The 20,713-nt window shown below is 63.6% G+C and carries 20 protein-coding genes; 7 read left to right on the top strand and 13 right to left on the bottom strand.

The features are described 5' to 3' along the window. Window positions 1–60: 60 nt before the first annotated feature. Window positions 61–546, top strand: a complete 486-nt coding sequence (locus DH08_RS32735; RefSeq protein WP_192183355.1) for a hypothetical protein — start codon at window positions 61–63, stop codon at window positions 544–546. An 84-nt stretch (window positions 547–630) separates the two neighbouring features. Here the strand turns inward: DH08_RS32735 and DH08_RS32730 are convergent, their stop codons facing one another. The 3 genes from DH08_RS32730 to DH08_RS32720 all read right to left on the bottom strand — a co-directional run bounded on the left by DH08_RS32730 (window position 631) and on the right by DH08_RS32720 (window position 1,522). Beyond that, window positions 631–819 (bottom strand): DUF3606 domain-containing protein, encoded by a 189-nt coding sequence (locus DH08_RS32730; RefSeq protein ID WP_192183354.1) that lies wholly within the window; start codon window positions 817–819, stop codon window positions 631–633. Between the two features lie 75 nt (window positions 820–894). Next, on the bottom strand, window positions 895–1,155 hold the full coding sequence (locus DH08_RS32725; RefSeq protein WP_192183353.1) for a DUF982 domain-containing protein: 261 nt from the start codon (window positions 1,153–1,155) through the stop codon (window positions 895–897). A 136-nt stretch (window positions 1,156–1,291) separates the two neighbouring features. After that, window positions 1,292–1,522: a hypothetical protein gene (locus tag DH08_RS32720; protein ID WP_192183352.1), complete on the bottom strand. Its 231-nt coding sequence runs from the start codon at window positions 1,520–1,522 to the stop codon at window positions 1,292–1,294. Between the two features lie 347 nt (window positions 1,523–1,869). Between DH08_RS32720 and DH08_RS32715 the strand changes: the two genes are divergently transcribed. From DH08_RS32715 to DH08_RS32705, 3 genes are all read left to right on the top strand, one after another. Continuing rightward, window positions 1,870–3,372: a helicase HerA domain-containing protein gene (locus DH08_RS32715; protein WP_192183351.1), complete on the top strand. Its 1,503-nt coding sequence runs from the start codon at window positions 1,870–1,872 to the stop codon at window positions 3,370–3,372. Window positions 3,373–3,477: 105 nt separating this feature from the next. Continuing rightward, entirely contained in the window at window positions 3,478–4,449 is a 972-nt protein-coding gene (locus DH08_RS32710) for a hypothetical protein (protein WP_192183350.1), read from the top strand. 249 nt (window positions 4,450–4,698) lie between these two features. Then, window positions 4,699–5,847: an amidohydrolase gene (locus DH08_RS32705; RefSeq protein WP_192183349.1), complete on the top strand. Its 1,149-nt coding sequence runs from the start codon at window positions 4,699–4,701 to the stop codon at window positions 5,845–5,847. 588 nt (window positions 5,848–6,435) lie between these two features. Here DH08_RS32705 and DH08_RS32700 read toward each other — a convergent pair. The 9 genes from DH08_RS32700 to DH08_RS32660 form a co-directional block, all read right to left on the bottom strand. Continuing rightward, entirely contained in the window at window positions 6,436–7,395 is a 960-nt protein-coding gene (locus DH08_RS32700; RefSeq protein ID WP_192183348.1) for a DMT family transporter, read from the bottom strand. Window positions 7,396–7,525: 130 nt separating this feature from the next. Next, window positions 7,526–8,512, bottom strand: a complete 987-nt coding sequence (locus DH08_RS32695) for an ABC transporter permease (RefSeq protein WP_192183347.1) — start codon at window positions 8,510–8,512, stop codon at window positions 7,526–7,528. Further along, on the bottom strand, window positions 8,509–9,495 hold the full coding sequence (locus DH08_RS32690; RefSeq protein ID WP_192183346.1) for an ABC transporter permease: 987 nt from the start codon (window positions 9,493–9,495) through the stop codon (window positions 8,509–8,511). Before DH08_RS32690 ends, DH08_RS32695 begins: the two co-directional genes overlap by 4 nt. Next, entirely contained in the window at window positions 9,492–11,042 is a 1,551-nt protein-coding gene (locus DH08_RS32685; protein WP_192183345.1) for a sugar ABC transporter ATP-binding protein, read from the bottom strand. The genes DH08_RS32690 and DH08_RS32685 overlap by 4 nt, the downstream gene beginning before the upstream one ends. Window positions 11,043–11,320: 278 nt before the next feature. Beyond that, a complete protein-coding gene (locus DH08_RS32680; RefSeq protein WP_192183344.1) occupies window positions 11,321–12,355 on the bottom strand; it encodes an ABC transporter substrate-binding protein in 1,035 nt (344 codons plus the stop codon). Window positions 12,356–12,407: 52 nt separating this feature from the next. Next, window positions 12,408–13,322, bottom strand: a complete 915-nt coding sequence (locus DH08_RS32675; protein ID WP_192183343.1) for a sugar phosphate isomerase/epimerase family protein — start codon at window positions 13,320–13,322, stop codon at window positions 12,408–12,410. A 39-nt stretch (window positions 13,323–13,361) separates the two neighbouring features. Then, window positions 13,362–14,903, bottom strand: coding sequence for a mannitol dehydrogenase family protein (locus DH08_RS32670; protein ID WP_345892484.1), 1,542 nt, complete (start codon window positions 14,901–14,903; stop codon window positions 13,362–13,364). Next, window positions 14,900–15,682, bottom strand: a complete 783-nt coding sequence (locus tag DH08_RS32665; protein WP_192183342.1) for an SDR family oxidoreductase — start codon at window positions 15,680–15,682, stop codon at window positions 14,900–14,902. Before DH08_RS32665 ends, DH08_RS32670 begins: the two co-directional genes overlap by 4 nt. Before the next feature lie 71 nt (window positions 15,683–15,753). Further along, the gene (locus DH08_RS32660; RefSeq protein WP_192183341.1) at window positions 15,754–16,644 is read right to left on the bottom strand and encodes a MurR/RpiR family transcriptional regulator; all 891 of its coding nucleotides are present in this window, start codon (window positions 16,642–16,644) and stop codon (window positions 15,754–15,756) included. A 121-nt stretch (window positions 16,645–16,765) separates the two neighbouring features. Here DH08_RS32660 and DH08_RS32655 point away from each other — a divergent pair, with 121 nt between their 5' ends. Together DH08_RS32655 and DH08_RS32650 are read left to right on the top strand one after the other, a co-directional pair. Continuing rightward, window positions 16,766–17,950 carry a Gfo/Idh/MocA family protein gene (locus tag DH08_RS32655; RefSeq protein WP_192183340.1) on the top strand — a complete coding sequence of 395 codons (1,185 nt, stop codon included), beginning with the start codon at window positions 16,766–16,768 and terminating at the stop codon, window positions 17,948–17,950. 163 nt (window positions 17,951–18,113) lie between these two features. Beyond that, window positions 18,114–18,548 carry a hypothetical protein gene (locus DH08_RS32650; RefSeq protein WP_192183339.1) on the top strand — a complete coding sequence of 145 codons (435 nt, stop codon included), beginning with the start codon at window positions 18,114–18,116 and terminating at the stop codon, window positions 18,546–18,548. Window positions 18,549–18,765: 217 nt separating this feature from the next. Here DH08_RS32650 and DH08_RS37555 read toward each other — a convergent pair whose 3' ends face one another. Further along, window positions 18,766–18,900 carry a YjiS-like domain-containing protein gene (locus DH08_RS37555; RefSeq protein WP_428339707.1) on the bottom strand — a complete coding sequence of 45 codons (135 nt, stop codon included), beginning with the start codon at window positions 18,898–18,900 and terminating at the stop codon, window positions 18,766–18,768. Window positions 18,901–19,372: 472 nt separating this feature from the next. Here DH08_RS37555 and DH08_RS32640 point away from each other — a divergent pair, with 472 nt between their 5' ends. Beyond that, the gene (locus tag DH08_RS32640) at window positions 19,373–20,503 is read left to right on the top strand and encodes a hypothetical protein (protein ID WP_345892483.1); all 1,131 of its coding nucleotides are present in this window, start codon (window positions 19,373–19,375) and stop codon (window positions 20,501–20,503) included. The last annotated feature ends 210 nt before the right edge of the window (window positions 20,504–20,713 follow it).

Here is a 20,713-nt window from a genome sequence, read left to right as displayed (position 1 = left end):
GATCGCCTTGGCGAAACAGGTCGGTGCGTGCAGACGCGTTTCCCAGCCAGGAGAAGAAAAATGACTCTCGACAAGAACCCGTTTCCGGCCGGCGACGCCGATCGCCACGCGCTGTGGGAGATGCTGGTGCGGCGCGACATCGACGCTTTCCTTGGCCAGGACTGGTCGATGGTCGAGGACGACTTTGTTGCCGAAAGCTTCTTCGGCATGCATGCGCATTTCCTCAGCGATGCCGACGCCTGGCGGCTGCAGTTCCCGACGCTTGCCGCCTATCGCGACGAGTGGATGCGCCAAGCCAGGGAGACCGCGGCGACGAAGTTCGCCGAGCCGCTGCGCGAGGCGCTGTTTCGGGTCACCAACATGCGCGACATCGATGTCGATGGCGACCGCGCGGTGCTGCACAAGAAGTTCAACGGCACGGTCGCCAAGGCCGACGGCAGCGTCGACCGGCTGAAATGGCAGACCCTCTATTTCTGCACGAAAGTCAGCGGCCGCTGGAAGATAGCGGGCTTTGTCGGCTATATGCCGCATCCATTGGGCAGCTAGACTCTTTGTTTTGACGCAATTCCGGACGGAAAACCGTTTCACACTTTTCCTGGAATTGCTCTGCAGCGTCGCCGCCGATCAGCCCTACGACCCCTTGATGCTCTCGGCTAATTCGTGCAGCACCTTGCGGTCGGTTCCATGCCGTTTGATCAGCGTGCGAGCCTGCTCTGGGGTGATGCCCGCCTCCTCGGCGAAATGCCGGACCTCGTAGTCCTCGTCGCGGGCCACTTGCGAGCGGTCGCGGTTGTCGGTCTTGGTCTTGTCATCGGCCATGACTGCGTCCCTCGTTTCAACCAAGAGCATAACGGCGAAGATTTCCAGGAGTTCCCATGCGCAATCCGACCCAGGCTAGTGTCGGCCTTCGCCGACGAAGACATGCGCCTCCCTGGCGGCGGCGGTGAATGCCCGCCGCGCGGTGCCAACCGCCCGCCGCTGTTCCATTGCATCCATCATCGCTTTCAAGGCCGAGCGGTATTTCGGGCCGCGCTTTGCCTGCGGCCATTTGTCGACCAGCAACGAGGCGGCCTGGACTGTGCCGGTTACGGTCAGGAACCGACCTGTTCGTTCATTTTCGACGATCACGGGAACGTCGAATTGTTCATCACGCATTGATGCCACTCCTCGATTCCAACGAATCGAACGGCGCAACAGGCTATTCGTTCCCATGCAGTCGAAACTGCGGCTCCCGCCATATGCTTTGACGCATTCCGGACGGAAAACCGCTTCGCACTTTTCCCGGAATTGCTCAGTGGGTCCGGTGATCGAACACCACCCCCATGGTCTTACCAATTGCCGCCATCACGATGAGTTCGACGAGATCGTCGTCGCTGTCCTCGCAGGCCGGGCTGATCCGGCGGATCGCCTCGATTGCCGCCCTGGTCGAAATGGTGTCGCCGGCGCGGAATTTTGAAAGCGCAGAAGAAACAAGTTCTTGCGTTGTCATGTCGATGACAGGCACGTTCAGCACGACGTTCATTGGCCTCCTCCTGCCATGAACCCTCCCGAAAAGGATGATACGCCGAACGGCAATTTCCGCCAGCGAAATGGTGGTCCGACCAGTTGGCAAGGCACGTTGTCGGCTGGCCGAACAAGCGAGGAAGGCAGGTGCAATTCTGCGTGTGATAAGGTCGAGCCGATACCCATCCAGGACCGTCATTCGAGATGAAATTGTTCTTCAGCCGCAATCCAAATCCTCGCCTCGCGGTCGCGGTGGCGCGCACTCTCCGCCCATCTTGTGCGCAACACGGAGCGGCCGGCTCTGCACGCTCGACGGGCTGCCATGCGGTTGATAAGCCCGTCTGCGAAGGAGAGCCTTGAGTCGATATGACCGTTGCGATCGAGATGGGACACACGATTGCGGGCGCGCCGGCGGCCCTCGACCTTGAGGAACTGCTGGCGACCCGCCTGCTGGTGCAGGGCAATTCGGGCTCCGGCAAGTCGCATCTGTTGCGCCGGTTGCTGGAGCAGAGTGCGCCCTGGGTGCAGCAGACCATCATCGACCCCGAAGGCGATTTCGTTTCGCTGGGCGAGCGTTTCGGCCATCTGGTGATCGATGCCGAGGAGCATACCGAGCGCGGCCTGCAGAGCGCCGGCGAGCGCGCGCGCATCCATCGCGTCTCCACGGTGCTCAATCTCGAAGGGCTCGACGCCGAGAACCAGATGCGGCGAGCCGCCGCCTTCCTCGGCGGGCTGTTCGAGGTCGCCCGCGACCACTGGTACCCGATGCTGGTTGTGGTGGACGAGGCGCAGCTGTTTGCGCCGGCCGTCGCCGGCGAGGTTTCGGACGAGGCGCGCAAACTCTCGCTCGGCGCCATGACCAATTTGATGTGCCGCGGCCGCAAGCGCGGGCTTGCCGGCATCATCGCCACCCAGCGGCTGGCCAAGCTCGCCAAGAACGTCGCGGCCGAGGCTTCTAATTTCCTCATGGGCCGCACCTTCCTCGATATCGACATGGCGCGCGCGGCCGATCTTCTCGGCATGGAGCGGCGCCAGGCGGAGGCGTTTCGCGACCTGGAGCGCGGGCAGTTCATGGCGCTCGGCCCGGCGCTGTCGCGCCGGCCGCTGGGCTTGCGTATCGGCCCGACCGATACAAGCCCGCGCAATGGCACGCCGCGCCTGATGCCGCTACCGGAGGCAGCCCTTGAGGACGCCCGCGCCATTATCCTGGCGGCCCCGCCGCCCGAGCCTGTGCGGCCGCAGCGCCGGGCGGCGTCGCCGGACCTGCTCGACCAGCTGATGGCGGCGAAGTCGGCGGCGCTGGACATCCGTCCCGAACCGGCGGAGGCGCCGATCAGCGCCGAGGATTTGGCGGAGCGCCGCGAGCGGGTGGACCGGGTTCTGCGTGCCGTGCTGGCGGAGCCTGATGCGGGTTTTCGCGTGATCGGCGTGCTTTATCAGGAGTTCGTCGTCCGTTGCCGCATCGAGGGCCTCGCCTCGGTCGTGCCCGATCTGCCGGCGTTCCGCCGCATGCTGACGCGCGCCCGCGCCGGGCTCGGCTCGGATGTGGCGCAGGATGACGCCTGGCAGGACGTCTCGGTCCGCGCCTCGCTGCTGCCAGAGGATATGCAGGGCGTGTTCATGATGATCGCGCGTGCGGCGAAAGAGGGCTGGCCTTGTCCCAGCGACGCCGCGATCGCCCGCGCCTATGGCTCGCACTCGCTGCGCCGCGCCCGGCGGCTGCTGACCTATATTGAGGAGCAGGGCCTCATCGTCTGCCAGCTCGACGGCACTGGCCGGCGCACGGTGACGCTGGTTGAACTCGCCTGGGCCACGGCGCCGGGCGACCCCAATGCCGAGGAGGCGGAGCAGGGAAGCCTGGCGCTGTGATCGGTGACGCGCGCTAAACCAGAAGTGTTTCGCCGATTGGCGTGAGGCCTTTTATGCTAACACCGCGATGATTCGCAGAGCGGTTTTGGCAGGAGAATTGATCCGGTGCGGTTGAGATCTATTCCGCTGGGTGTCGTCAGTATCCTCGGCCTCCTCGTCGCCGTCATCGGCTTGACCGCGTCGGCCCGGTCTTTCGCCGCGCGATCCGATGTTCCCGCCTGGCTGCAGGCCCATGTCGGCGCCGGCGACGGGCAAATCTCACAAGTGGTCTTGGAGCGGGCCCGCGCGCTCTACCTGAAGAAGGTGGGCCAGGGCGCCGTCAAGAACCCCTGCTACTTCGCCATGGATGCGACGCGCCCTGGCGATATGGGCAACGGCGTGCTGGGGCGCCGGTACTACGTCATCTGCGAAGCCGAGCAGTCGTTTCGGGCGATTTCGTCGGGTCACGGCAGCGGCCGCAATTTGAAGGGCGTCGTGAATTTCTCGAACGGAAAACGCTGTGCGAAAAACTTCGGCAATGCGCTGGACTCGTCATTGACGGCCGGCGGCGCCTACATGACCGGCGAGGCGAAAACCTCGTTCAAAGGTTATTACCGCGTCGGCGCGAAACAGGATGCGGTGTTGCTGCGCACCTTCATACAATTCGACGGCGAAGGCGAGGCCGCCAACGCCAGGCAGCGGGTGATCGGCGGGCACGCGGCGCGGCTGCTGAGGGGAATGTGTCTTCGCAAGAACCCGACCAGTTCCTACGCCGACCATGACGGCTTCGTGCCGTTCGGCAAGCTGGTGGATTACGCCGGGGGCCGCAGCAATGGCTGCACCAGCTGGTCGCCGGCGGATGCCCAGCAGATCATCGCGATGGTGAAGAACAACCCGACGACGCTCTACATCTACCCAGAATCGCGCGACATCGCCGCCGTCGCGAAAGCAGGCGCCTATTGGAATGCATCCTGCCTGAAGGACATCGGCACGCCGAAATTCTGGCCGCGGAAAACCCTCGAGCCGATCATCGCCCAATACAGGAAGGACCATCCGGCACCGCCGCCGCAGCCGCTGCCGATCTGCAAGGGGCCGTGATTTTTTGCCGCTTGCCTGCCGGCATGGCCGACAGGCGGATGGGGCTGCCCTCCTGGTTCGAGATTGCCGTTGATGGCATCGTGTGTTCCGGCGCACTGTCAAGTTGCGCATACTATGGAGACGGCAGCGCTGGAGCGGTTCAGCTTTGATAGAATCGCCGACCCGCTCTAACTATTTGTTTTGAAGCAATTCCGGACGGAAAACCGCTACGCGCTTTTCCTGGAATTGCGCCAAGCGGAGCAGGAAAAAATGACCTTGACCAATCGAGACATTGTCGAGCTGACGGCATGGCGCCGCAGGCTGCACCAGCATCCGGAAATCTCCAACGAGGAAGAGAAGACCGCGAGCGAGGTTGTCGACTTCCTTGCCGACACAGGGCCAGACAAAGTGCTGACCGGATTGGGCGGCCACGGTGTGGCGGCAGTCTACGAAAGCGGCAAGGCCGGCCCGACAGTCCTGTTCCGGTCGGAACTCGATGCGCTGCCGATCTACGAGCTTTCAGGCGTTTCTCATGCATCGCTGGTGCCGGGAAAGTCGCATATGTGCGGCCATGACGGACATACCGCGATCCTCGCCGCACTTGGCCGCCAGTTCGGGCGCGAGAGACCGGCCCGCGGCCGCGTCGTGCTGATGTTCCAGCCGGCCGAAGAAACCGGCAATGGCGCGGCCGGCGTCGTCGCCGATCCGCGCTTTTCCGAGATCGCGCCGGATTTCGCCTTCTCGCTGCACAATCTGCCCGGTGTGCCGTTCGGCGAGGTGCGTATTAAGCCCGGCGTGGTCAACTGTGCTTCACGCGGCATGCGGATCGTGCTGGAAGGCAAGACCGCGCATTCGTCGATGCCCGAAACGGGCGTCTCGCCAGTGCTGGCGGTCAGCCAGTTGATGCCGGCGCTGCCTGTGCTCGGGCACGGAACCTTTGCCGACAACGACTTCAGCATGGTGACCGTCACCCATGCGCTGATGGGCGAAGCCGTGTTCGGCATTGCGCCGGGAAATGCAGAAGTGTGGGCGACGCTGCGCACAAAGCGCGACGAGCGCATGGCGGACCTGTGCGCCGCCGCGCAAGCGCTGGCCGCAAGGATCGCGGGAGAGCATCGCCTTTCGGCCCGCTACGACTATCACGAGATCTTCGTTGCCAGCGTCAACGCGCCGGATGCCGTGGACCATCTGCAGCGCGCGCTGGATGAGGAAGGCGTGCCGCGCACGGAGGAAGCCCTGCCGATGCGCGCTTCGGAAGATTTCGGCATCTTTGGCCACAAGGCCAAGTCGGCGATGTTCTTCCTCGGTGCCGGCGAGCGCTACCCGGCGCTGCACAATCCCGACTACGACTTTCCAGACGATTTGATCCCGATCGGATCCAGAATATTCATGCGCACGGCGCGCAATCTTCTGGGCTGAACCCGGACGCGGGTGCCTCACGACACCTTGGCGCAGGTTCGGCAGCCAAACTGAAACAAGCTGGTCCAACCTGCATCTGAGCATTGCGTGGGCGCCTTCGCAGTGCCAGAGATTTCCCGAAACAGTAAAGTGGCACAACAACCGAACGCAGCGGCTTCTGAGTCTTGCCAAGGCCCTCATCTTCAAGACTGTAGGGACAACGCTTGCCACGATGGTCGCCGTGGTCGTTTGGCGAGGGCCTGTTGGCGCCCCGGAGACAATTTTCGGGCTGATTTTCAGCATCTTGTTTTCGATAGTCCTCGCGTACAAGATCATTCCGGGCTTGTTCGATATATGGCGGATGTTCTTGTGGACTGGTCGCGCGATCTTTCGCCCCAGGGGCACGCAGCACCTTCAGATACCCGTGACGTCACTTATGACCTTCTGTTGGATTTCGCTGATTGTCGTAACAGCCTTGATGTTTGCCGAGCCCGCGATCTGGTTTTTCAGGAGCATGGGGCTTTCCGTATCTGTATAGCTGTATTGACCCGTCGACCGGGCCGCGCAACTTCCACGCCGTCACAATTCCTGCGGCCCTGCGCCACCGCTTCAAGAGATGCGGGCGTGACTCGCCTTAGGTTTGAGCACAGTGGCGAGCACGATTCCCGCAACGATAAAGGCAGCGCCAATCAGATCGTAATCGTGCAAGCTCTCTCCGAGCAACAGATAGGCGAGTATGGCGACGAACATCGTTTGCAGATAGAGCAGCATGCTGGCCCTGCTCGCGCCAAGCGTTTCCACGCTTCGGTTGTAGAGGTAGTACATCAAGGCGCCGCCCGGGCCTGCTAGATAGGCGAGCGCGAGCAAGCCATTGATGTTCATGGCGGAGCGTTCGTCGTTGAACAGTTCCCACAGGTGGAAAGGCAAAGCGACCAGCGCGCCGGCTCCGAGCAGGAGCACGACCAGGGGCAGGAGTTCGAGGCCGAATTTGGAACGGCGCAAAAGCACGGTGTACAGACCCCAGCAGAAGGCGCTGCCGACAATCCACAACTCGCCGGGATTGAACCGGAGTTGAAGGAGCGCCGTCAGGTTCCCGTGCGCGACGATGATCATCATCCCGGCCAAAGCGAGCAGCGCGCCAAGCGACTTCCAAAGCCCGAGCGGCTCGCCAAGCACAAAACGCGCGAGCACCATCGTCATGACAGGGGATAGCGCCATGATGATGCCCGCCGTGGTTGCGTCAGTGTCACTGAGGCCGTGGTAGATCATGCCCTGGCACAGCGTGAGGCCGATCGCTCCGACGGCGACGATTTCCACGGCCCGGGATCGTACAAGCCCTATCATCGCGTCGTGATGACGGTGCACGATCGGCAGCAGGATGGCGCAGGCCAGGGTCAACCGCCAGAAGCAGAGGCCCCAGGGCGGCATTTCAGGCGCAACCCATTTGGCCGCGATATACACACCAGCCGAAAGAAGCCAGCATAGGACGGCGGCCGGATAACCGGTCATAGAGGACATAGGGCCAGCGGCAGCTTGCTCCGCGTGATGTGCTATCGGCATTGCCTGCATGTCATGCCCCCTCTCTTCAGTGAACGGTGCCCAAGGACGTGCCCGCAATATCCCCGTGTTGGATACATCCGGTTCTGAAAATCGTGAGGCCGGAAGAATAACCCCGCTGAATGCCGCGTCAGCGCTTCCCCTACCTCTCTTCCACAATCCGCAAATAAGCCGCCGTCACAAACAGCACGATCAGCCCGAACAAGATCCGCCTTGCCCCCTCGGGCATCTGCAGGATGGTCAGCAGTGTTGTCAGCACGGTGAGGATAAGCGCGCCGATGATGGTGCCGGTGTAGCCGCCGCGGCCGCCGAAGATCGAGGTGCCGCCGATCACGGCGGCCGCCACCGAAGGCAGCACCAGCGGTTCGGCGAGCGACAGGGACGGCGCCTTGATCAGGCCGATATAGAGCAGGCCGGTGATGCCGGCGAGCAGGCTGGAGATGACGTAGAGCGCGGTGATAACCTGCCAGTAGCGGACGCCCGACAAGCGCGCCGCGCGTTCATTGTCGCCGACGGCGTAGAGCAGGCGGCCGAAGCCGGTGCGGCGCAGCGTGAAGACGATCAGCACCGCCAGCGGCACGAACAAAAGCAGCGCGTTGGGGAAGCCGTAGGTCAGGCCGGTGCCCAGCCAGTTCAGGAAATCCGGGATCTTGGCCCCGGAAGCGATCACCGTGCGCTGGTAGACCTGCAGGCAGCCGGTGCCGATCAGGCTGGTGCCGAGCGTCATGATCAGCGGATGGACACGGAAGACGCCGACGCCGATGCCGTTGATCAGGCCGATCAGTATCGCCGGCATCATCGCCAGCAGAAAGGCCACCGCCGGGTCCTGGCTGACGATCTGCGTGGCCATGATAAAGGCGCTCATCGTCGCCACCGTGCCGACCGAGAGATCGATGCCGCCGGTCAACATGGTCATGGTCTGGCAGCCGGCGAGGATCGCCAGCGGGATGGCGAATTTCACCGTGTTGGCGAGCCAGCGCTCGTTGACGATGCCGGGCCGCAGGATCTGCAGGATCACCACCAGGATGACGAGCAGGATGATCAGCGGCACCAGCGGCCGGTCGGCCATGAAGCGTTTTACGCGGCGGCCGAGCGACACCGGCTGGGGCATTGTCGCGCTGCTGCTCATGGCATTGCTCCTGCCGGGCGGCCTCTTATCGTGATGAAGGCGCCGAACATCACCACGGCGACCATGATGGCGCCCTCGATGATGGCGGTGACGTTGGGATCGATGGCGAGCAGCGTCAGATCGGTGCGCACCAGCCGCAGCACGAAGACGGCGACGATCGGGCCGAGCAGGCCGCCCTTGCCGCCGCCAAGGGCTACGCCGCCCAGCACCACCGCGGCGACGCTGGCCAGCAGATAGGGGCCGGGGATGGGGGCGCCGATGCCGGTGCTCATCGTCAGCGTCAACCCGCCCATGGCTGCGAACAGACCCGACAGCGCGTAGGCGATGATGCGGGTGCGCGCGACAGGCACGCCGCTGCGGAAGGCGGCCAGCTCGCTCGAGCCGATGGCGTAGATGGAAAGGCCGAGCTTCGAGCGCCTGAGCGGTATCCAGATGATGCAGAGGCAGACGACCAGCAGCACCAGCGCCTTCGGCACCCAGGCGTCAATGCTGTCGGGCAGGCCAGGGATCGGCAGCGTGCCGACGATACTGGCCTTCAGCCAATCGGCGGCAGCACCCCCAGGTGCGCCGAGCACCAGCAGCGCCGCGCCCTGCAGCACGAACAGCGTCGCCAATGTGACGACGATGTCGGGCACGCGGGTGACGACGATCAGGATGCCGTTCAGCGCGCCGAGCACCAGGCCCATGGCCAGCACGAAGGGCACCACGAACAGCGCATATTCCTCGCTGGCGCCGTTCATCATCGAGGCGGCGGTGACGCTGGTCAGCGCCATCATGGCGGCGACCGAAAGGTCGATGCCGCCGGCGATGACGACAACGGTCTGGGCAGCCACAGCGAAGGCGTAGGGCAGCACGGCTCGCACCAGCGAGCCGAAATCGCCGCTGCCATAGCCCGGCTGGATCAGCTTGGTGAGCACGAACAGCAGCACGAAGAGGGCGAACAGGCCGGCGACCCAGCCCTGGTTGCGGAAGAAGCGGGTCAAGGGGCCGCCTCCGGGGTCTGTGACGGATGCGACGTCGGGTCGGCCATGATGCCGACATCGACAGTGACGCCGCGCGGCAGGCCGTAGGCGGCGCGCATCAGCGCCGGCTCGTCGGCCTCCTCGACCGGGAAGATGTCGACAACCTGCCCGCCGAAGATGACGATGACGCGGTCGCAGACGCGCTGCACCTCTTCCAGTTCGGAGGTGTAGAACAGCACCGACTTGTCCAGGCCGGCGAGCTCGCGCAGCAATTTGTAGATCTCCTGCTTGGTGCCGACATCGATGCCGCGCGTCGGGTCGAAGCACAGGATGGTGCGGGCGTTGGCGGCAATCCAGCGGGCGATCGTCACCTTCTGCTGGTTGCCGCCGGAGAGGCGCTGCACCTCGCCTTGCGCGCGGGTGTCGATCTGCAGGCGGGCAATGGCGCTGGCGACCACCGTACGCTCCTTGTGCACCCGGATCGGTCCCCACTTGCGCAGTGCCGCGCTGAAGGGCAGCGCAATATTCTCGTGCACCGAGCGCTGCATCGCGAGCGCCTCGGTGCGGTCGCCCGGCACATAGGCGATGCCGGCGCGAATGGCGTCGCTCGGGTGGGTAAATTTTACGCCCTGGCCGTCCACTTCGATCGTGCCGCCGGAGGGGCGGATCGAGCCGGCCAGCGCGGCAAAGAGTTCGTCCTGGCCCTGGCCCTCGAGCGCAACGACGCCCACGACTTCGCCATTGGCGAGGTCGAAGGAGACGTCGTTGAGCTTGGTGCCGACGCGCAGATTGCGCACGCTCAGCCGCGGACGGCTTGCCGCGGTCGAAGCGGCCTGACCGGCGGGGCGCGCTGTCATCTGGGTCTTGACGATCCTGGCGCCGAGCATCAGCTCGACGATCTTCTCCTCGACACCGGGCACGATGTCGACGACGCCGACGGTCTCGCCGTCGCGCAGCACGGTGGCGCGGTCGCACAGCGCCGAGATCTCGACGAAGCGGTGGGAGATGAAGATCACCGAGCGGCCGCTGTCGCCCTGCCGGCGCACCACCTCCAGCACTTTTTCGGCGAGGTTGGCGGGCAGCGCCGCCGTCATCTCATCGAGCAGCAGCACGTCGGGTTCGACGGCCAGCGCGCGCGCCAGGTCGAGCACGCGCAAAACCGCGAGCGGGATGTCGCGCGCGGTGTCGCGCAGGTCGAGGTCGGGAATGCCGAGCTCGCGCACCCAGGCGCGGAACGGTTCGACCGGCGTGCCAGTGAGACGAAGGTTGGAGAGGACGTCGAGATCGGGGATCAGCGACGGCTCCTGGTAGACGGGAAGCAGGCCGGCGCGGCGCGCGGCGGCGGGCGAGCGTATGTCGCGCGTCTCGCCGCGGATCAGGACGCGGCCGGCGTCCGCGTGGATGGCGCCGGTCAGGATGTTCACCAGCGTCGACTTGCCGGCGCCGTTGGCGCCCATCAGCGCGTGCACCTCGCCCGGCAGCACCGACAGCGAAGCGTTGCGAAGTGCTGCAACCGCACCGTAATTCTTGGCGACGCCGGTGGCGTCAAGGAGCGGGTTGGTGGTCAAATCGCTGTCCGCATCAGAAATTCTCTTGCTGGCACTCTACGGCGCCCCCCTCTGTCCTGCCGGACATCTCCCCTACGAGGGGGGAGATTGGCAGTTGCGGCGCCGGCTCTCGTCTTGCAACGCTGAAAATTGGCGAAGCGGTCGCGACATCCAATCTCCCCCCTTGTGGGGGAGATGTCCGGCAGGACAGAGGGGGGCGCCGTAGAGCGCAAATCTATCAAACCTGGCATAGCGAGGACGGCAGCCTGCCATCCTCGCTATGCAATTCGCATCAGCGCCTACTCGCCCGGACCCTTGCAGGCGACGATCTGCTCTTTCGTGTAGGTCGTCCAGTCCGGGATCGAGATCGAGACCGGCCATTCCGGGCTGAGCGACGGATCGGCGGCGGCCTTGAGCTTGGCCTTGCCTTCCTCGGTGGCATTCTCCCACAGCTGCGGCTCGACCAGCACGGTCTGCTGCGCCGGCTTCTTGCCGTTGAGGATCTGCAGGGCCAGCGTGACACCGGCGCCGCCGATCGAGCCGGGGTTGGTGACCGCGGCACCAACGAGACCCTTGACCGAGCTGAGCTGGCCAACGAAGCCGGCATTGTCGGCGCCGACCACCGGCACCAGCGGTGCCTGCGATTCGACCAGTGCGTCGACGATGACGTTGTCGATGCCTGAGGTCCAGATGCCGTTGAAGGGTGCGCCCGTGGCAAGGAAGGAGAGGATCTGCTGCTTGCCCTGGTCCTGCTGCCAGCCGGTGAACACCTCCTGCGCGACCTTTACATCGGGGAATTCGGCAAGCGCCTTCTTGAAGCCCTTGTCGCGGTCGCTGTCGGCGGAAGCGCCGGCGGCACCGCGCATATAGACCACCTCGCCCTTGCCGCCCATCTGCTGGAACAGCCATTTCGCGCCGAGATAGGCGTATTGTTCCTGGTTGTTGGAGATGATGTAGGCGGACGGTTCGGTGACCGCCTGGTCGACGGCGACGACGACGATGCCGGCCTTGGTGGCCTCCTCCAGGCCAGCCTTGATGCCGGCCGGGTCGGCCGGGTTGACGACGATGGCGTTGACCTTGGCGCTGATCAGGTTGCGGATGTCTTCCAACTGGCCGGCGGCGTCGGTGTTGCGGTGAGCGATGTTGAGTTTCGTCACCTCGCCGGATGCCAGCGCCTGCGCCTTCATCGCGCAGATCATCTCCTCGCGCCAGCCATTGCCCTGCACGGTGTTGGAGATGCCGATCGTGTATTTGCCCTCGGCGAACGATACGCCCACCGAGGCCAGGAAGGCCGCGCTGGCGAGCAACGGGACCATGGTCAGGTATTTCTTCATTTCAGTACTCCTCCACATTGATTTTTGGTTCAGTCTTAAAGCCGTTTGTCCCTCACTTCACGAAGGGGCGCAGCACGTCGCGCGCAAGCAGGAAGCCCCGCTTGACCTTGTCGTCGCTGCCCTCGAACCGCCGGTCCTCGTGCTCGATGATGACGGGTCCGTCGTAGCCGGCGCGGTAGAGGCCGGAAAAGATCACCTTCCAGTCGACATCGCCGAGCCCCGGCATGCGCGGCACCTGCCAGCCTATGCCGGCCGAGAGGACTCCGCGCTCATAGAGTCCATCATGATCGATCATCAGGTCCTTCGCATGGACATGCAGCATGTAGGGGCCGAACTCCCGGATGAAACGCCCCTGGTCGATCATCTGCCAGACCAGGTGCGACGGGTCGAAGTTCATGCCGATATCGCCGCCGAAGGCTTCGAGGATGCGGCGCCAGACCTGCGGCGAATAGGCGATGTTGTGGCCGCCCGGCCATTCGTCGTAGCTGAAGATCATCGGGCAGTTCTCGAAGGCGAGCCTGACACCGTGGTCGCGCGCATGGGCGATGATGTCGGGCCAGACCTTGAGCGCCGCTTCCCAATTGACGTCGACGGGCTTGGAGGCATCACCGCCGCAGAAGGTGTTGACCAGCGAAACGCCCATCCGCCCGGCCAGCACGATCACCTTCTTCAGATGATCGATCACAGCCTCGCGGTGCGCCGCATCGGGGTGCAACGGGTTGGGATAGTAGCCGAGCGCCGAGATAGACAGTTTTTTCTCGGCGAGCGCGGCGGCGATCTCCTTGGCTTGCGAGGCCGAGGTCGCGGCGGCGTCGACATGGCTGGTGCCGGCATAGCGGCGACTGTCGCCCGAGGATTTCGGCCAGCAGGCAATCTCCAGCGCCTCGAAGCCGGCCGAGCTTGCCCAGTCGGTGACTTCGGCGAGTGGAGTATCCGGAAATGGTGCTGTGAGCAGTCCAAGCTTCATGATGCTTCCCCTGGTCGTGAACCTCACGACATAGCGTTACTATGCAGATCGTGTCGGTCGCTTCAACCGTGCATCTATTGGCTCAGTGCAGGCATGTCTGACAAAGGCCAGCGGATTGTCTGACAGCAGACCATCGAGGCCGGCGATGACATTTGCGCGGAACATAGTGTTGGCGGCCAGCGACGGATCGAAAATCGCGTCTATCGCAAGAATGGCGTCGGCGAGCCCCTTGGTGTCGGCGCCGATGCGGTCGGCGACGGCCGAGATCCTACCGGCAAACGGGTCGGACACCTGCCAGCACTTGCCGAAGCGCGGGGCGGCCTTGATCAGATAGGCCATCCAGCCGGCGACGGGGACCGACAGCAGCGCGATACTCCCACCGTGCCGCAACCGGTCGCGGATCGGGTTGAGCAGACGCTGCACGATCTTCTGCGAGCCGTCGGTGGCGATCTGGTGGTTGCGATGGCGGATCGCGGTGTTGGTGAGGCGCGCCAGGCTTTGCTTGATATAGGCAGGTGCAGAAATGCCCGGCACTGCCTTGAGCGTCGGCAGCGTCTCCTCGGTCAGCATGCGGCGGACAAAGGTGGAGAGCAGCGGGTCGGCGATGGCATCCGACGTGTGCTCGAAGCCGCAGAGCACACCAATCTGGGCAAGCGTCGTCTGCGCACCGTTCAGCACCCGCATCTTGAGATGTTCGAAGGGCGTGACGTCGTCGACGAAACTCGCGCCGACAAGATCCCAGCGCGGCACGCGACCGGCGAATTTTTGCTCGATCACCCATTGCCGGAACGGTTCGCCGACGACCACGGCGGCATCGCGATAGCCGAAGCGCTGATCGACGGTGTCAAGGTCGGCCTGTGTGGTCGCCGGTGCGATGCGGTCGACCATGGCCGAAGGAAAGGCGACATTGGCGGCGATCCAGTCCGCAAGCCCGTTGCCACTCCGCTCGGCCATCGCCCGCACGACATTCCCGAGGCTAACGCCATTGGCCGGGATGTTGTCGCAGGAGAGCAGCGTCACAGGCCGCCCATGCGAGGTCCTGCGCAGTTCCAGCGCCCGCGCCAGGATACCGGGCGCGCTGCGCGGTACATGCGGGTTGGCGAGATCGTGGACGATATCAGGGTGATCGAGGTCGAGCACGCCGGTCGACGGGATGTGGCAATAGCCCTTCTCAGTGACCGTCATGGTGACCATTTCGATGTCGGCCGAGGCCAGCACCTCCAACGCCGGCACGGCGCTGTGCTGGCTGTCGAGAACGCGGATGATGCTGCCGATGACGCGCGGCTCGACCTCGTCGTCCTTTCGGATGAGCCGCGTGTAGAGGCCGCCCTGGCTGCCGAGCGTTTTGGCAAGCAAAGGCGGGCGGATGTTGATGCCGACCACGCCCCAGCGGAAGAAATGGCGGGACAAAAGATCGTCGGTGTATTCGGCCTGGTGGCAACGGTGGAAGGCGCCGACGCCGATATGCGCCATGCCCGGCATCAGGGCAGCACGGTTATAGGATGGCCGCTGGACGGAGGTCGGAAGCCGGCTAAGCATGTCCGGGCCAAGGATTTCCGGCGATGCGGAAGCGGCGCTCACCGGTTCGCCCCGATCACCGACTGTTCCTGGTCGATCACCGCGCCGGTCATCGGCCCAGCGGCATCGGAAAGCAGGAAGACGGCGAGGTTGGCGATGTCGTTCGGCGTCAGCAGCCGGCCGAAAGGCTGCGCGGCATTGGCGGCATCGAGCCAGCCCGGACCATGGCCGAGCGTCTGCGCCTGCATGATGCGCTCGGCGGGCGTGTCGGTCCAGCCGACATTGATGCCGTTGACGCGGATGCAGTCGAAGCGGTGGGCGTTGGCCGCATTCCTGGTCAGCGTCGCCAGCGCGCCCTTGGTGGCGGAATAGACGGCAAGCTCGGGCGAGCCGCAATGCGCGTTGATCGACAGGATGTTGACGATGGCGCCGCCCTGTCCGCGCTTGATCATGTCGGCGATGGCTGCCTGCATCAGAAAGAACGGCGCGCGGGCGTTGACGGCAAACAGCGCTTCCCAGTCGTCGAGGCCGGCATCGACGAAAGAGGCGCGGTCGGTGAGGCCGGCGGCGTTGACCAGCCCGTCGATTCGCTCGAAGCGGGAAAGGCATGCCGCGACCAGTTGAGCCGGCGCCTCGGGGTCCGCGAGATCGGCGGCGACGAATTCCGTCGGCGTGCCCATTTCGCAGAGCAATCCCGCCGCGGCCTTGCCGCGCGTAGGCTCACGGCCGGTGATCAGCAGGCCTTCGGCGCCGGAACGCGCCAGCGTTTCTGATATCGCCAGGCCGATGCCCTGCGTCGCACCTGTGACCAGCACCACCTTGCCGTCGAGCCGAACCTCCATTCCTCCTCCCGGAACAAGGTTTCTATTTTTTCAAATATGGAACGACAATTCCTTTCAGTCAATCGTTCCGGTCATTCTGTCCGGCGCGCGACGACGCCGTGGACCAATGCCATGCCGACCGCCAGCGAGGCGGCCAGCGAGCGGAAGCCGGCGAAGTCTGACTCGACGACTTCCAGCCAGATGTCCGACAGCTTGACCAGCGGCGAGAAGGTGCTGTCGGTGATGGTGACGATGCGCGCCTTGCGCTCATGCGCAACAGCGACCAGATCCGGCGTGATCGAATTGTAAGGGCTGAAACTCACCGCCAGCACCGCATCGCGCTTGCCGATGCAACCGACCTGATCGAGCGCGGTGGAACCGACATTGTCGACCAGCACGTTGCGCACGCCCTGCTGCGAGAGTGTAAGCGAAAGATAGGTGGTGACCGGAAAGGCGCGTTTGCTGCCGATGACATAGATCAGCTCGGCCTCGGCGAGCAGCGCGACCATCCTGTCGAAGCTCTCTATGTCGAAGCTATTGTCGATGCGGCCGAGCGAGGCCTGCGACGCCCCGACCATGCCGTTTAGAAAATGCAGATTGGCGTTGGGCTCGGCCGTACGTTCGGCGCCCGCGCGCTCCGGCCAGGAGCCTTTCATATGATCCTTGAACAGGCCCTGGAAATCGGAAAAGCCGGCATAGCCGAAGATCTGCGCGAAGCGCACCAGCGTCGAAGGCTGCACGCCGGCCTGCTCGGCGACTTGCGCGATGGTGCCCAACGCGACATCGCTCGGATGCTGCCACAGGAAGATCGCAACCTGGCGCAGCCGCTTCGGGAAATGCACGGTGCCGGAGGACAGCACGGCGCGCAATTCCTCGTAGGTTTGCGGCTTGGTGTAGCCGAGCGCGGCAAGCGAGCGTCCGCGCTTACGGGTCGCGGCCTCGTCAATGCTGGACCGTTCCGATGATTTTTGCGCTCCGCTCATGGCTTCACGCTAGCGCGGCACGATCGTTTTACAAAATGGAAATTGGAAATCATGTTCGAAAATGCTAGCGGCATTTCAGGCTGTGCACGCCATCGAAAATCCGGGAGGAGTTTGAAAAGTCATGGTCTATGCAACATCGGACGGATCGACGCGCCAACGCCTTAGGGTCGGGATGGTGGGCGGCGGCCGCAATGCCTTCATCGGCGCGGTGCATCGCCTCGCCATGCGCCTCGACGACCAGATCGCGCTGGTTGCCGGCGCGCTGTCCTCGGATCCCGGGAATGCAGCAGCGTCCGCGGCAGAGATCGGCATCCCGCCGGAGCGGAGCTATGCCGATTATTGTGCCATGGCCAAGGCGGAAGCAGCGCGGCCGGACGGCATCGAGGCCGTGGTCATCGTCACGCCCAACCATCTGCATGCGCCGATCGCGACCGCTTTCCTCGAGGCCGGCATCGACGTCACCTGCGACAAGCCGCTGTCGACAACGCTGGCCGACGCCAAGGCGCTTGTGGCGCTGGCGCGGGCGAAAAACCGCCGCTTCGTCGTCACCCTCAACAACACCGGCTACGCGATGGTCAGGCAGGCGCGCGAGATGGTGGCGGCGGGCGAGCTTGGACGCATCGTTTCCGTGCATGGCGCCTATATCCAGGACTGGCTGACGCAGCCGATCGACGCGCAGGGCCAGAAGCAGGCCGAATGGCGCACCGATCCAGCGCGGGCAGGGCAGTCCGCGGTGCTCGCCGATATTGGTGTGCACGCCTTCAACCTGGCGAGCTTCATTTCGGGCTGCGAGGCCGAGGCGGTTTCGGCCGATCTGTTCACCGCCGTGCCTGGGCGACGGCTCGACGACAATGCGCATGTGCTGGTGCGCTGGACAGGCGGCGCGCGCGGCACGATCCTCGCCAGCCAGACTTCGCCCGGCCATTACAACGATCTTTCCGTGCGCATCTATGGCGACAAGGCCGGGCTCGAATGGTCGGGCACGCGGCCGGAGGAGCTGCGTTTCTCGCGCTATGGCGAAGAGACGCGCACGCTGGTGCGCGGCGGCCATGGCTCGACCGAGGAAAGCTGCCGTGTGTCGCGCATGCCGGCCGCCCACCCGGAAGGCTACATCGAGGCCTTCGCCAACTTCTACCGCGATGCCGCCGACATCATCCGCGCCCACCGTTCGGGTGCCGCCGTCGATGCGGCGAGGGCGGCGCAGGTGCCCGATGTCGTCGATGGTGCGCGTGGCGTGAAGTTCGTCGCGGCGGCCGTTGAATCGAACGCCGGCGGCGGGGCGTGGACGCCAGCGCGGTTTGGGTAAATCTGTCCCTCGATCGCCATGTTTCGAAGGCGTCGGCTGCACGGTTCCATGGCCTGATCCGATGATCCTTTTTGCATCGCGCATGCCGGGTCTTGCCGACCTCGCGGAGTGCCATAATTCCATTCTGGGGTTGGGGTGAATCACCTGCTGGTAGGAGGCGGCCGTGAAACACCAAACACTTGACGAACTGCAAAGCGTTGCCGACGTTCACGCCGAAGCAACGCATCTGATTGCCACTCGAGGCCAGCGCCTCGAGCGCTGGGCGCAACTTCTGGAGCAAAATCCCGACCGGTGCCTTGGGGCGCTTGCCGGCACCGAATACATAAGCGCGGAGGTCCGCGACAGAATGCGTTCCGCGGGCTCACCCATCACCGTGGCATTCGAGGATCCGATCTTTCGCGCGCAAGGCCTGAAGGAGGATACTTACGGTGAAGCCAAGCGCTTCTTCGAACTGACCGATTGGCAGTTGCACGAAATCGTCTGCCATTGCCATGTCGGCGCGACGATGCCGGCTCGATGGGCGGCGACGCGCGTCCGCGCGGCAGTGTCCGGGAAGTTCGGTTTCTTCGCCTGGCTGCGGGGAGTATTCATGCTTTGACGAACAGGTTCTTGCGCAGCGGCAAGGGGTCATATCCGTGAGGCGATGGATACAGTTCACCGCCTCACGGGGCAGATGAGCGCAATCGTCAAGGAATATCCGGCACCATCAAGTCCGCGTTGGAGCCAATCCCGGCTGTTTGCACAGTGGGTGCTGCCCGGCGTGCCGCCGACAGACGCAGGCGATCGAGGCAGAGATAGACGAGGGAGCGGGTCCTTCAGGCATCGAACCTCTCGCCATGGGGAAGGGCGTAGCGCACGGAGGTGTAACGGTCGATGTCCGAGCGGCTGATGCCGAGATCCTTGAGCATATAGTCCGGCATTTCATGCAGCGCGGCGCGCTCGCTGCGCATCTTCATGGCATGATAGGCCAGGCCCAGAGCGCGGCCGGCAAAGCCGAGAAGGTCGAACTTCCTCCGGCCGGTTTCGTAACGTCCATGATCCATCGTCGTCATTGTCGTCTCCATCCCTTGCGACGCGACCATTCGCGCCATCGATAGGAGGACAATGAAGGACGACCGAGGGAGGGAGCGTGGGAGCCTCCGTCGGAACTGGCGTAGAATTCGTGGTGTTTCGATTGATGCGCGGTCAAGATGTTGCAGGCTTCAACGTGCGCTCAATCAGGCGGAGGACACCATGAGGCAATCGTCGCGAGAGGTTATCGGCATTCGGCTGCCAGTGTAGCCATCAAAACAGCCGAGCGCTGATAAATTTCGTAAACAATTGATTCGACGATTTGGCCGAGTGACGCTAGACTTCGCTTGGGGTTGTATTTGGGCCATGTCTCGCGTCTCTTTCGTCCGCGTCCTTATGTGTATCGCGTGGGTGCTGTTCGAAGCTCCTGCGGCTCGTGCTGGTTTGCAGTTCCAGGCGGGACAGACTGATGCCGGCATCCGCTATATCGTCGTTTCAGGTGATTTCGCCTATCAGGATGACTTGTCGACATTCGAGGCTTTGGCGCGATCTAACGCCTCAGTCGCAGTCACCTTCCAGTCGCCCGGCGGCAATATCCAGAAGGCAATGGACCTTGGCCGGCTCATTCGCAGGCTAGGCCTCACCACGATCCAGTTCAGAGCTGTGGAGTGCTCTTCGGCATGCTCGCTGGCCTTCTTGGGCGGTGTCATGCGCATCGCCGAAGCAGGGTCCATCGGTGTACATAAATCGTCGTTTAGCGATGACATTGGCTTGAACACCAAGGACGCAGTTTCCGGTGTTCAGCAGATGACCGCCGACATAATCACATACATGATCGAGATGGGCGTTGATCCCGCCTTGCTACAGCTTTCGCTGCAATACGACAGTGACGACATTCGATATCTCTCCAAGAGCGAGATGACGAAATACAGGGTCGTTACTTTGGAGCCTCAGGCAAGCCCGCCGCCATTGGCAAACCAGGAGCCGTCTTCGACGCCATCGCCTCAGCAAGCGCCGTCGCAGCCATCCCTAGCGGCCACACCGCCCGCCGCAGCGAATCCATCGCTCGCGGTCCCAGAGGCTCAGTCCGGTCGGATCGTGCATCCTAGGGGCTCTGCCCCCGTCAAGGCACTGCCGGATGGAAAGACGGCGAATGTCGCGGTGCTTAGGAATGGAAGTGCCGTTGCTATTCTAGGCAAGGCCGGTCGCTGGTATCGTATCCAGACGGGAAACTACGTGGGCTACATGCATGACACTTGGGTCCACGTTGACCAGTATGAAAGTGGCACTTTCGGAAAGCTCCACATCCAGGTAAAGAGCTTTGACAATCTAGTAGAGGCGGAATCGTATGTGCGATCTGCGTCAATTCCGCTTTCGGCGTACCTTGTCACCAATGGATGGTTCGCAATTGCGCTCAAGGACACATACGACGATGCGATGGCCAAAAGCCTAGCCGCAGAGATGAAGGCGAGGGGCGCAATTCCTAGTGACTCCTACGCGACCAATGGCAACACCTACATCCGCAAAGTCTGCTGCAATTAGGTGCACGCCGAAGGGACTTGGGTTCGGACCTTCGTTTGGCGCTAGCTATCCGAGTCCCTGAGGTACCCCAGTTCTCCGGAAGGAGAAGGTGAAGGGCTCGCCTCTCACGGCTACGCTCGTCGGCAAATGCGACGTCGATGGGTTGGCGGAGAGAGCGTCTTTCGAATCCCTAGCCAACGCATTGAAAATATTTGTGTTTTTTAGTTCCCT

It is taken from the genome of Mesorhizobium amorphae (genome assembly GCF_014843845.1).
In the GTDB taxonomy this organism is placed as follows: Bacteria; Pseudomonadota; Alphaproteobacteria; order Rhizobiales; family Rhizobiaceae; genus Mesorhizobium; species Mesorhizobium amorphae_A.
The sequence above is the reverse complement of the archived record's forward strand: the minus strand, read 5'-3'. Positions and strand labels throughout refer to the sequence as shown.